This window comes from Lederbergia sp. B243.17 (assembly GCF_057657925.1).
In genome coordinates this window covers 43645-56359 of record NZ_JBWBKF010000024.1, presented here as the reverse complement: position 1 = coordinate 56359, position 12715 = coordinate 43645, and the positions used below count along the sequence as shown (strand labels likewise).

Below are 12715 nucleotides of genomic sequence, written 5' to 3'. Positions count from 1 at the left end.
TTCCTTTATCTCGTCAGAACCCCTCCAATCTGTACGTCGCTAACCGGCGCCCTCCGCATTTCGCTGTCCAGCTCCGGGCGCCATCGGCTCGAGGTCGCTTCGGAGAAGATCAGGTGGGTTAAAAGCACCCACCCGTTCTTCACCTCCAGCGCTTGTCGCCGATAAGCGGGCGCTCTCCGCATTTCAGTTAATACTGCCTCTTATAGTCTACTACGTTCCTCGGGAGTTTTTCTCCGTTTAGGTAGGCTTTGAGATTGGGTAGGAAGATGTCGTTTATTACTCTTTCGTCGTAGTATTCTGTTGAGCCTGATGTGTGTGGTGTGATAATGACGTTTTCCATTTCCCACAGTGGGCTGTTTTCGGGCAGGGGTTCTGTTGCGAAGACGTCAAGTCCGGCACCGGCAATGTCTCCGGCTTCCAAAGCGAGCGCCATTGCTTCCTCATCAACAACTTCTCCACGTCCAATATTAATAAAGAAAGCGGATGGTTTCATTGCGGCAAATTGAGCCTTGCCGAACATGTTTTTCGTCTCTTCTGTCAGCGGTACGGTCAAGACAACGTAGTCTGCGCGGCTGAGTGCGTCATTTAGTTGGTCGGAAGTGAACATTTCATCGACATTTTCCTCTGGCTTTCCAGAATGGCGGACGCCAAGCACTGTCATGCCGAAAGCCTTAGTCAGTTTTGCCGTCTCCTTCCCGATTTCGCCGACCCCGATGATCGCTACGGTTTTTCCGTGCATCTCCGCTCTTAAACCAGCATTATGCCAAACTTTCTTTTCCTGATTACGAACGTAGGCATGGATTTTACGCGTTAATCCGAGCATCATGGCGAGGATCGTCTCGGAGATTGGATAGGCGTGTACCCCGCTAGCCGTCGTCAGGAGAACGCCGCGATCCTCAAAACGGGAGAGCGGCATCTTGTCAACCCCGGCACTCCAGCTTTGGAGCCATTTTAGAGAAGACTCTTCTTCAAGGCATAACTGCTCGATCTCTTTGTTCCAGCCGCAGATGATTTCTGCTTTCTTTATGTCAGTTTCCCATTTGCCCGGCTCTTTGCTGATAATTACGTTCCAGTCTGGCAGGGCATCCCGGACCTTTTGTGCAAGAGGATCTTTCAGATTTTGAACGATGATACAAGTTTTTTCATTCATGCAAACGCCTCCAAGAAAGTAAGTATTGCTTCGGAACAAAAAGTGTCATCTCTTCCGCCGAAACATATGTTTTCTCTACAGCTTTGAGAGAAAAGACTATGGTATAATCATACATATTATCATAATCATTGCTTCGATAATAAAAATTAGATTAGGTGATCAAATGGCGAAAAAGAAAAAACGGAGCCGCCGCTCGAAAGAAAGCATGAAACAGACGCTGCAGTATGAACTGGCTGGGATTATACTCATTGCGCTCTGCCTCATTTCGATCGTCAAGCTTGGAACGGCAGGCAAATACATAACTTACTTTTTCTATTACTTTTTAGGTGAATGGTATATGGCAGGGCTGCTGGGGGTCTTTGTGCTCGCCTGCTTTTTCATTGTAAAAAGGGGATGGCCGGTTTTGCTTAATATGAGACTGGCTGGTGTCTATCTCATTTTGTCCAGCTTTTTGCTGTTTGCCCATATTAAGCTGTTCGAGCTCATGGCCAATCAAGGATCCATCGGCAAGCCAAGCGTGCTATCGAATACCAACGCGTTATTTTGGCAGATTATGAAAGGCAAAGCTTCTACAGAGGATTTAGGGGGCGGGATGATCGGTGCCCTGCTTTATTCGGTCTTCCATTTTCTGTTTGATGCAGCCGGGGCCAAAATCATTGCCGTTTTCCTGATTGTCATTGGACTGATTCTTGTATCAGGAAAATCTCTGGGAGATGTATTTTCTAAAACTGGAAGCTGGATCGGTCAGTTTCTGTCAGGCCAATGGGAGGGATTTAAGGAAGATATAAAGGATTGGAAGCACAACCGGCAAGAGAAGCCGGAAAAGGTGAAGAAGGTGCGGCCGGTTAAAGAAAAGCCGGTTCGAGAAGAAGAACCGGCGGTGCCTGAGGAAAATGTCGCAGTTCATGAAGACAGGCATCCTGAGCCGCTTATTTCAAGCTTCACCGAACGGGCGTATGCCGCTGAACCAGAGCCGGTTGCCGTTAAGGAGCAGCCGCATGAAGATGAGGAAACGACAGAACCGGTGATTCCATTAGCGTTTGCGGAAATGGAAAACAAAGACTACAGCCTGCCGCCGCTTTCTCTGCTTACCCGTCCGAAGGCGACAGACCAGAGCAGCGAGTACAAGCTTATTCATGAAAATGCCGCGAAGCTCGAAAAAACCTTCCAGAGCTTCGGCGTAAAGGCGAGAGTAACCCAAGTTCATCTCGGTCCCGCCGTGACAAAATACGAAGTCCATCCTGAAGCCGGAGTAAAGGTAAGTCGAATTGTCAGCCTAAGCGATGACCTTGCATTGGCACTTGCAGCGAAAGACATCCGGATCGAGGCGCCGATTCCCGGAAAATCGGCAATTGGCATTGAAGTACCGAATTCGGAAGTTGCTGTCGTCTCGCTTAGGGAAGTGCTGGATTACAAGGAGCATGATAAACCTGAAGCGAAGCTGCAGATTGGTCTCGGCCGTGACATCACCGGACAGGCTGTCGTAGCTGAACTGAATAAGATGCCCCATTTGCTCGTTGCCGGCGCAACGGGCAGCGGAAAAAGTGTATGCATTAACGGAATCATCACGAGCATTCTCATGCGAGCGAAACCCCATGAAGTTAAGATGATGATGATCGACCCGAAAATGGTTGAACTCAATGTCTATAATGGAATTCCGCATCTTTTGGCGCCAGTCGTCACGGATGCGAAAAAAGCTTCACAAGCACTGAAAAAAGTTGTCAATGAAATGGAGCGGCGGTATGAACTCTTTTCCCATACGGGGACGAGAAATATCGAAGGCTATAACGACCACATCGTCCGTTACAATTCGGAGAGCGAAGCAACGCAGCCGCTTTTGCCCTATATTGTCGTAATTGTCGATGAGCTGGCGGATTTGATGATGGTCGCATCCAATGATGTTGAGGATTCAATTACGAGGCTAGCCCAGATGGCGAGGGCAGCGGGAATCCATCTGATTATCGCCACCCAGCGCCCGTCAGTCGATGTCATCACCGGCGTCATCAAGGCAAATATTCCTTCTCGAATCGCCTTTGCCGTCTCTTCTGCGACCGATTCCCGTACCATCCTGGACAGCGGCGGAGCGGAAAAGCTGCTCGGCCGCGGAGATATGCTGTTCATGCCTGTCGGTGCGTCAAAGCCTGTCCGTGTGCAAGGAGCCTTTCTATCCGACCAGGAAGTTGAAGAGGTTGTTGATTTTGTCATTGGCCAACAGAAAGCGCAGTATCAGGAAGAAATGATTCCGGATGATATCCAAGAAGTTACGGGCGCCGTAGATGATGATTTGTATGAAGAGGCGGTCGATTTGATTGCCGAAATGCAGACAGCGTCCGTGTCGATGCTTCAGCGCAGGTTCCGGATCGGCTACACACGTGCGGCAAGACTGATAGATGAGATGGAAGCGCGGGGAATTGTGGGCCCATATGAAGGAAGCAAACCGCGTGCCGTATTGATAGGGAAGCCGGGAGAAGAACAAAGTTCATAAATAAGTAAAAAAACAAACGAGGCGAATTTATTTCGCGTCTAAATTACTATTTTTCATTTATTTCTAGTAAAAAAAATGGTATAGTATGTTCGATTAGCAGGACAAAAAGGCAATGGGCATCCTTGCTGAACGCCTTTCACTTGCTAAGACAACATTATTAGGGGGTTCTATCTGGTGAAAAAGCATAAATTCGGTATGGCTTTATCACTCATCCTGGCAGCTGGCACGATTCTCGGCGCTTGCGGATCAGGCGACAAGAAAGAAGAAGGGTCTGCAGGTAATAAAGACAAGGACAAAAACTTTACTGCAGCAATCGTAACAGACGAAGGCGGAGTCGACGACAAATCCTTCAACCAATCCGCTTGGGAAGGGTTGCAGGAGTTCGGCAAAACGCATGATATGGAAAAAGGCAACGACGGTTATAACTATTTTGAGTCAAAAACAGATGCAGATTATCAAACAAACCTGAATACAGCGGTCCGCAATAAATTTGATCTAATCTACGGTGTTGGCTTTAAATTGAAGGAGCCTGTTGAAAAAATTGCAAAGCAGCGTCCTGAAAGCCATTTTGCCATCGTTGATGATGTGATCGAAGGCGTGGACAATGTAACGAGCATTACGTTCAAAGAGCATGAAGGCTCCTTCCTTGTCGGCGTTGTTGCCGGCCTAACAACAAAAACAAACAAAATTGGATTTGTCGGCGGGATCGAAAGTGACCTAATCAACAAATTCGCAGCAGGTTTCCAAGCAGGTGTTAAAGCGGTAAATCCGAATGCGACTGTTGATATCCAGTTTGCAGGAAGCTTCTCCGACTCTGCAAAAGGCTCTCAAATCGCAGCTGCCCAGTACAACTCCGGTATTGATGTTATCTACCATGCAGCCGGCGGTGTAGGACTCGGCGTATTTACAGAAGCGAAGAACCTGAAGCAGAAAGACCCTGAGCGCGATGTATGGGTTATCGGTGTTGACCGTGACCAGCATCCTGAAGGTGATGTGAAAATTGGCGACAAAACAGAGAACGTAACATTGACTTCAATGGTAAAACGTGTTGACGTTGCTGTTCAAGACGTCGCTCAAATGGCGAAAGACGGCAAATTCCCTGGCGGAGAAAAATTGGAATATGGTCTTGAAGAAGATGCGATCAAGATTTCTGATTCCAAAGAGCATTTGTCTGAAGAAGTATTGAACAAAGTGAAGGAATACCAAGAAAAGATCAGCAGCGGTGAAATCGAAGTACCGACTACATTGAAATAAGATGTTCACAGGGCCGGCTTTGCCGGCCCATTAAAAATGTTAAATGAATCGCAAGCGCATGCTCGCCATTCATTTAACATTTTTAAGGCTTATGCCTTTATTGTTTGAAAGAAGGGAAGTGTCGAGGTGGAGTACGTAATTGAAATGCTCAATATCCGCAAAGAATTTCCAGGCATCGTCGCCAATGACAATATAACGCTTCAAGTAAAAAAAGGAGAGATCCATGCTCTTCTTGGTGAAAATGGTGCAGGAAAATCGACGCTGATGAATGTCCTTTTCGGCCTCTATCAGCCAGAAAAGGGAGAAATCCGTGTAAACGGCAAACCGGTCCATATTACCGGACCAACCGCAGCAAACAATCTTGGTATCGGCATGGTGCATCAGCACTTTATGCTCGTTGACCCATTCACTGTGACTGAAAACATTATCCTCGGCCAGGAGCCGAAGAAGGGGATGTCAATCGACAGAAAACAAGCGGAGAAGAAAGTGCAAGCGATTTCAGAACAGTATGGGCTTGCCGTTAACCCAAGAGCAAAGATCGCTGATATCTCGGTCGGCATGCAGCAACGGGTAGAAATTTTGAAAACATTATACCGTGGAGCTGAAATTCTTATCTTCGACGAACCGACAGCCGTTCTAACCCCGCAGGAAATTAAGGAGCTGGGGGAAATCATGAAGGCTCTCGTCAATGAAGGAAAGTCGATTATTTTGATCACCCATAAGCTGAAAGAGATCATGGAACTCTGTGACCGCGTCACCGTCATACGAAAAGGAAAAGGAATCGGAACGGTGAATGTAGCGGAAACAAGCGAAAACGATCTAGCCAATCTAATGGTAGGCCGTGAAGTCGTATTTACAACCGAAAAGAAAAAAGCAGAACCAAAAGAAAATGTGCTCGAGATCAGCGATCTGGTCGTGAAAGATTCTCGCGGCGTCGATGCGGTGAGAGGGCTGAATTTGAATGTCCGGGCAGGAGAAATTGTCGGTATCGCCGGGGTCGATGGAAACGGGCAGACGGAATTGATCGAGGCGCTTACCGGTCTTGCAAAGACTGATAGCGGGACAATCAGATTGCTAGGAAAAGACCTTGCTGGCCAGGCTCCTAGAAAAATTACTGAATCCGGTCTTGGACACATTCCACAAGACAGGCATAAACATGGCTTGATCCTTGATTTTCCAATTGGGGAAAATATGGTGCTGCAAACGTATTATAAAAAGCCTTATTCCAAAAACGGTGTGCTTAATTATTCGGAGATATACAAAAAGGCAAAGGGCCTAATTGAAGAATTTGATGTTCGGACGCCGAGCGAATACACACCGGCACGTGCACTGTCAGGCGGTAACCAGCAGAAGGCGATCATCGGCCGCGAAGTAGACCGGAACCCGGATCTTCTGATTGCAGCCCAGCCGACAAGGGGTCTTGATGTCGGCGCAATCGAATTCATCCACCGAAGACTGATTGACCAGCGGGATAACGGGAAAGCGGTTCTGCTCATCTCGTTTGAGTTGGATGAGATCATGAATGTCAGTGACCGGATTGCGGTCATTTATGAAGGGAAAATTGTAGCAATCGTCGACCCGTCAGAAACAAACGAGCAAGAGCTCGGTCTATTGATGGCGGGCGCGCAGAAAGCGGAAGCGGGGGAAGGAACGAATGTCTAAACGGATCAATCATTTGCTCATACCGGTGATCGCCGTCCTGCTCGGCCTGATTGCCGGAGCGATCATCATGCTTGTGAGCGGCCTGAATCCGATTGCCGGGTATTCTGCACTATGGCGCGGCGCATTCGGAGATCAATACTATTTAGGTGAAACGCTTCGGCAGATGACGCCATATATATTTGCGGGGCTTGCAGTCGCCTTTGCATTCAGAACTGGACTGTTCAATATTGGAGTAGAGGGCCAGCTTCTAGTTGGCTGGATCGCTTCTGTTTGGGTCGGGATTGCCTTTGATTTGCCAATGATCATCCACTTGCCGCTTGCGCTTTTGGCAGCGGCGGCAGCAGGGGCATTATGGGGACTTATTCCAGGTATTTTAAAAGCACGGCTCCATGTGCATGAAGTAATTGTCACAATTATGATGAACTACATCGCTTTACATGTGACGAACTATTTGATTCGGAATGTGCTGACAGACAAAAAGGACTCGACTCCTTATGTCCATGAATCAGCTTCGCTCGCTTCAACATTCTTCCAGGACATTACGGATTTCTCCACATTGCATTACGGAATATTCATTGCTTTTGCAGCTGCCCTATTCATGTGGTTCATGCTCGAAAAAACAAAGACAGGCTTTGAACTTCGCTCTGTAGGGTTCAACCAGCATGCATCCGAATATGCCGGTATGAATGTAAAAAGGAATATCGTGCTCTCCATGGTGTACTCCGGTGCCTTTGCCGGTCTTGGCGGTGCAATGGAAGGTCTTGGTACATTCGGAAACGCCTTTATTCACTCCGGATTTTCTGGGATCGGTTTTGACGGGATTGCCGTGGCTCTGCTTGGTGGAAACACCGCGATTGGGGTTGTGCTTGCAGCCTTATTATTCGGCGGCTTAAAGGTCGGAGCGCTGATGATGCCTGAGGCAAATGTACCGAAGGAACTCGTTGAAATCGTCATTGCACTCATCATTTTCTTTGTCGCCTCCAGCTACATGATCCGTATGCTGTTGGCACGCTTCAAGAAGGGGGGGAAATAAGTGGACGTTTTATCTTTGATTATCACATCATCCATCGTAGCTGCTGCTCCACTTATTTTCACTGCGCTCGGCGGCGTTTTCTCAGAACGATCGGGTGTCGTCAATATTGGATTGGAAGGTTTAATGGTGATCGGTGCCTTCACCGCCATCATTTTCAACTTACACATGAGCTCGACTTTTGGAGCGGCAACACCATGGATCGCTATCCTTGTTGGGATGGTCGCAGGTGGGGTTTTCTCCCTCCTGCACGGGGTCGCTTCGATTACTTTCCGAGCTGACCAAGTTGTCAGCGGGGTTGCGATCAACTTTCTTGCCTTGGGTTTGGCAATGTTCCTCACCAAAAAGATCTATGACCGCGGACAGACAGAAATGATCTTGTACAACATCCGGAAGATCGATATTCCGGTGCTGAGTGACATTCCAATCATCGGAAAACTGTTTTTCAGCAATGTCTCCTACGTTTCCTATGTCGCAATCTTGGTCGCTTTTATTGCCTGGTATGTCATTTTCAAAACGCCATTCGGCTTGCGTCTCCGTTCAGTCGGTGAGCATCCGATGGCAGCAGACACGATGGGGGTTAACGTTTCCAGAATGCGGTATATCGGCGTATTCATTTCCGGTCTTCTCGGAGGAGCCGGTGGTGCGGTGTATGCACAGTCAATCACACTGGACTTCAGCCAATCAACGATCGCGGGCCAAGGCTTCATGGCCCTCGCCGCAATGATCTTCGGTAAATGGCATCCACTCGGAGCAGCAGGCGCAGCCATCTTCTTCGGCTTTGCCCAAAGCCTGAGTATCGTTGCTTCGAGAATTCCATTCCTTGAATCCGTACCAAGCGTATTCCTGCTCATTGCACCATACGTTCTCACCATCCTAGCCCTCGCAGGCTTCATCGGCCGCGCCGACGCACCAAAAGCAAGCGGCCAGCCGTATGTGAAAGGGAATAGGTAAGAAGAAAAGCGGAGGGTGGCGTTTAGGGGCGTACGGACTGGAGGAAAATCCAACGAGATAAAGGAAACACGGCGACGCAGGAGCCGATGTTGACTTATCGTAGGCGGATTTCCGAAGTCCGCTAGCCCCTGCCGCCCGGAGCTGGACAAGGAAAAGCGGAGGGCGCCTGCTAATCGGCGACAAGCGCTGGAAGAAAAGACCGGGTGGGTGCTTTCCAACCCACCTGTTCTTTTCTGAAGCGACCTCGAGCCGATGGCGCCCGGAGCTGGACAAGCGAAAAGCGGAGGGCGGTGTTTAGGGGCGTACGGACTGGAGGAAAATCCAACGAGATATAGGAAACACGGCGACGCAGGAGCCGATGTTGACTTATCGTAGGCGATTTCCGAAGTCCGCTAGCCCCTGCCGCCCCCGGAGCTGGACAAAGAAAAGCGTAGGGCGATTGATCAGGGGCGACAGGCATAAGAGTAAAACGGAAAGAGACGCTTTCCAGTCTGTATCCGTTTATAGCTTATGACCCCGAGCCCCAATCGCCCGCAGCTAAACAACGAAAAGAAGATGTGCCGCTTTGCAAAAAACGGGCTCATCCAGATAACCAAAAGCCAGCTTCCGATTCGGAGCTGGCTTTTTCGTATAAAGAAATTCATTGTCACATATTATAAGAAGAATGCCGTTTTATGCAGCTGAAGGGGTTTAACTTGATGAAATAGTGAAAGAATCGGTATAGTGAAATCATTACATACAAATTTTGGAGGAGTGTACATGGAGCATATTCAGGAAACGATCAGGCAGATGCCGGGTCTCTCGGTCCATCTGATTCAGACCGAAAAATTCAAAACGAATACAATCATGTTGAGAATGAAAGCGCCGATCGATGAAGAAACGGCAACACACCGGGCGCTGCTTCCATATGTACTGCAAAACAGTACAAAAAACCATCCGACTACCGCTGCGCTTCGGTCCCAGTTAGAAGAGCTTTACGGCGCTTCGCTGTATGTCGACCTAAGCAAAAAAGGCGAATATCATATTATTTCAGTGACAATGGAAATTGCCAATGAAAAATTCCTGCAAGACAAGACGCCGCTTTTGCAAAAGGGCATGGATCTACTAAGGAGTGTAATCCTCGAGCCGAATGCAGAAAACGGGGCATTTGAACAAGCGACAGTCGAGCGTGAAAAACGAAATCTCCGCCAGCGCATTCAATCTATCTATGATGATAAGATGCGTTATGCCAGCACGCGGCTGATTGAAGAAATGTGCAAAGGCGAGCCTTATGCTGTGCCGGTGAACGGTGTGCTTGAAGATGTCGATGCCATTACCCCTGAATCGCTGTACAACTATTACGAGAAGGCGATCCGCGAAGATCAGCTCGACTTGTTCATCGTTGGGGATCTTTCTGAAATCCAGCCGACAGCATTGTTAGACGAGTGGCATTTTGAGGAGCGGGAGCCGCGGAAAACCGAGAGCGCATCTGTAAAGCCGATTCAAAAGGTAAACACGGTTAAAGAAGTACAGAAACTGAATCAGGGTAAGTTGAATATCGGTTACCGCACCCACATCCAGTACGGAGATGAAGATTATTTCCCGCTTCAAGTATTCAACGGTATTTTTGGCGGCTTCCCGCATTCCAAGCTTTTTATTAACGTACGGGAAAAGGCAAGTCTTGCTTATTACGCAGCAAGCCGGTTAGAAAGCCATAAAGGCCTCATGCTCGTCATGTCCGGGATTGAAAGCGACAAATTCGACCAAACCGTCAGCATTATCGAAGAACAGCTCCAGGCCATGAAATCTGGAGACTTTACCGACGAGGTGCTTGCCCAGACAAAATCGGTCATCCAGAATCAGCTTCTGGAAACTCTCGACTCCTCACGAGGCATGATCGAAATGCTTTACCACAATGTTTTGGCGAAAACGGACATAAAGCCGGAAGATTGGCTGTCGTCCGTCGAAAAAACAACAAAAGAGCAGGTCGTAGAAGCGGCTGGCAAGGTTGAGCTTGATACGGTTTATTTCTTAAGCGGGGAAGGTGAGTAAAAGATGGAGAAATTGGAATTTCAGCAGCTGGAAGAAACGCTATATCATGAAAAGCTGGAAAATGGGCTGGAAGTCTATGTCCTGCCAAAACCCGGCTTTAATAAAACATTTGCAACATTTGCAACGAAATACGGATCGGTAGACGATACTTTCGTTCCGATTGACAGTACAGAAATGAAAAAAGTGCCGGATGGGATTGCCCATTTTCTTGAGCATAAAATGTTTGAAAAGGAAGACGGCGATGTTTTTCAGCTGTTCAGCAAGCAGGGAGCCTCTGCTAACGCCTTCACCTCTTTTACAAGGACCGCGTATTTGTTTTCAAGTACAACGGAAACTGAACGGAACCTGCAGACGCTGATCGATATGGTGCAAAAACCTTATTTCACTGAGGAAACAGTGGAGAAGGAAAAAGGGATCATTGGCCAGGAAATCAAAATGTATGACGACAATCCTGATTGGCGCTTGTATTTCGGTGTGATTGAAAATTTATACAAAAATCATCCGGTGCGAGTCGATATTGCCGGTACTGTCGAGTCGATTTCCCATATTACGGCAGATCTGCTTTATGAGTGCTACAACACCTTTTATCACCCAAGCAATATGCTTCTCTTTGTTACCGGTCCGGTCGATCCAGAAGCGATCATCGGCTACATCCGTGAAGATCAAGAGAAGAAAAATATCTCGCCGGCAAAACCGATTGTAAGGCAAGAAGTCGCAGAGCAAGAAAGTGCAGCGGAAAAGAAGCAGATCATTCCGATGAATGTGCAAATGCCTAAATGCATGGTTGGAGTTAAAGGGTTCAATGTCGACATTAGCGGAGAGGCCATGCAGAAGCAGGAGCTTGCGGCTATGCTTCTGCTCGACATCCTGTTCGGGAAAAGCTCAGCGAATTATGAGGAGCTGATCAAGGAAGGATTGATTGACGATACCTTTCAATACGATTATTCACAGGAGCACGGATTCGGTTTTGCTCTTGCTGGCAGCGATACAGAGAAGCCGGATGAACTTGCAGAACGTCTGCAAAAGATGATGCTCGAAGCGGCGAATGGCAGCAATTTGACAGAGGATGCGCTCGAACGGTCGAAGAAAAAACGGATTGGCGGCTTTTTGCGCTCTTTGAATTCACCTGACTTTATCGCCAACCAGTTTACGCGCTATGCTTTCAATGAAATGGATTTATTCCGCGTCGTTCCCGTTTTGGAACAACTGCAGCTTGCGGACATTAAAGAAACAGCCGCTAACCTCTTTAAGGAAGACCGGATGACGGTTTGCCAAGTGGTGCCGGCGAAATAAAAATGGAAGGGCCATCTTCAGGATGGCTCTTTCTGATGGGAGAGCGTTCGAATGGGAAAATATGCATTGATTACGGGTGCAAGCGGAGGGATCGGATCCGCGGCAGCAAGAGCCCTGGCCCAAGAGGGATGGAATCTATATCTTCATTATAACAAGGGGAAAGAACGGATTGAGGCACTTGCCAGGGAATTGGATAATGAGCAAGTTGAGGTTATTCCAATCTGTGCTGATTTGGAAATAGAAGAAGGGGCAGAACGGCTGGCCAGCCAGATTTTTTCTGTACAGGCTATTGTTTATTGCAGTGGTCGGGCTCCCTACGGGTTGTTTTCTGATCTTGCTGATGAAACGGTTGACGAAATACTGCAGCTCAATGTAAAAAGCCCTGTTCTGCTAATCAAAAAGCTGCTTCCCAAGCTCCTTCGCAACGAAGCATCTCAAATTGTCCTTGTCAGCTCGATTTGGGGTCAGACCGGTGCTGCCTGTGAAGTGATGTATTCTGCTGCCAAGGGTGCGCAAATATCCTTCGTAAAAGCACTAAGCAAGGAAACAGCACGATCGGGCCTGCGGATCAATTGCGTTGCACCGGGAGCAGTGAAAACAAATATGCTCGGCCGTTTTTCAGACGAAGAAATCGAAGAACTGGAGGACGAAATACCGGTAGGAAGATTGGCAGAGCCGAGGGAAATCGCCGACTCAATCGCCTTTCTCCTGTCGCCAAAGGCCTCCTATATTACGGGCCAAGTATTGGCAGTCAATGGTGGATGGTATACATAAGGAGATTATGGTAAACAAAAATTGTCGGAAGCCTCCGATGCATAATCAGAAAAAGGGCAGCGCATAATATAGCTGAACGATG

Annotated in this window: 9 protein-coding genes; 8 read left to right on the top strand and 1 reads right to left on the bottom strand. The window is 48.0% G+C overall.

The features are described from left to right. Positions 1-187: 187 nt before the first annotated feature. On the bottom strand, positions 188-1150 hold the full coding sequence (locus AC0TWI_RS03295; protein ID WP_488124909.1) for a D-2-hydroxyacid dehydrogenase: 963 nt from the start codon (positions 1148-1150) through the stop codon (positions 188-190). A 163-nt stretch (positions 1151-1313) separates the two neighbouring features. Here AC0TWI_RS03295 and AC0TWI_RS03290 point away from each other — a divergent pair, with 163 nt between their 5' ends. The 8 genes from AC0TWI_RS03290 (at position 1314) to ymfI (ending at position 12633) form a co-directional block, all read left to right on the top strand. Next, positions 1314-3635, top strand: a complete 2322-nt coding sequence (locus AC0TWI_RS03290) for an FtsK/SpoIIIE family DNA translocase (protein ID WP_488124908.1) — start codon at positions 1314-1316, stop codon at positions 3633-3635. Between the two features lie 174 nt (positions 3636-3809). Continuing rightward, positions 3810-4889, top strand: coding sequence for a BMP family lipoprotein (locus tag AC0TWI_RS03285; RefSeq protein WP_488124907.1), 1080 nt, complete (start codon positions 3810-3812; stop codon positions 4887-4889). A 126-nt stretch (positions 4890-5015) separates the two neighbouring features. Then, positions 5016-6551, top strand: coding sequence for an ABC transporter ATP-binding protein (locus tag AC0TWI_RS03280; protein WP_488124906.1), 1536 nt, complete (start codon positions 5016-5018; stop codon positions 6549-6551). Next, on the top strand, positions 6544-7584 hold the full coding sequence (locus AC0TWI_RS03275; protein WP_488124905.1) for an ABC transporter permease: 1041 nt from the start codon (positions 6544-6546) through the stop codon (positions 7582-7584). The genes AC0TWI_RS03280 and AC0TWI_RS03275 overlap by 8 nt, the downstream gene beginning before the upstream one ends. Beyond that, on the top strand, positions 7585-8535 hold the full coding sequence (locus tag AC0TWI_RS03270; RefSeq protein WP_488124904.1) for an ABC transporter permease: 951 nt from the start codon (positions 7585-7587) through the stop codon (positions 8533-8535). It begins immediately after the preceding gene. A 759-nt stretch (positions 8536-9294) separates the two neighbouring features. Continuing rightward, positions 9295-10566, top strand: a complete 1272-nt coding sequence (gene yfmF / locus AC0TWI_RS03265; RefSeq protein WP_488124903.1) for an EF-P 5-aminopentanol modification-associated protein YfmF — start codon at positions 9295-9297, stop codon at positions 10564-10566. A 3-nt stretch (positions 10567-10569) separates the two neighbouring features. Continuing rightward, entirely contained in the window at positions 10570-11859 is a 1290-nt protein-coding gene (gene yfmH, locus AC0TWI_RS03260; protein ID WP_488124902.1) for an EF-P 5-aminopentanol modification-associated protein YfmH, read from the top strand. Positions 11860-11910: 51 nt separating this feature from the next. Continuing rightward, positions 11911-12633 carry an elongation factor P 5-aminopentanone reductase gene (gene ymfI, locus AC0TWI_RS03255; protein ID WP_488124901.1) on the top strand — a complete coding sequence of 241 codons (723 nt, stop codon included), beginning with the start codon at positions 11911-11913 and terminating at the stop codon, positions 12631-12633. Positions 12634-12715: the final 82 nt, after the last annotated feature.

What these genes read in the sequence shown, in the direction of transcription:
- AC0TWI_RS03295 (WP_488124909.1), bottom strand. Translation starts at nt 1,150, where the DNA reads ATGAATGAAAAAACTTGTATCATCGTTCAAAATCTGAAAGATCCTCTT.
- AC0TWI_RS03290 (WP_488124908.1), top strand. Translation starts at nt 1,314, where the DNA reads ATGGCGAAAAAGAAAAAACGGAGCCGCCGCTCGAAAGAAAGCATGAAA.
- AC0TWI_RS03275 (WP_488124905.1), top strand. Translation starts at nt 6,544, where the DNA reads ATGTCTAAACGGATCAATCATTTGCTCATACCGGTGATCGCCGTCCTG.
- yfmF (WP_488124903.1), top strand. Translation starts at nt 9,295, where the DNA reads ATGGAGCATATTCAGGAAACGATCAGGCAGATGCCGGGTCTCTCGGTC.
- yfmH (WP_488124902.1), top strand. Translation starts at nt 10,570, where the DNA reads ATGGAGAAATTGGAATTTCAGCAGCTGGAAGAAACGCTATATCATGAA.
- ymfI (WP_488124901.1), top strand. Translation starts at nt 11,911, where the DNA reads ATGGGAAAATATGCATTGATTACGGGTGCAAGCGGAGGGATCGGATCC.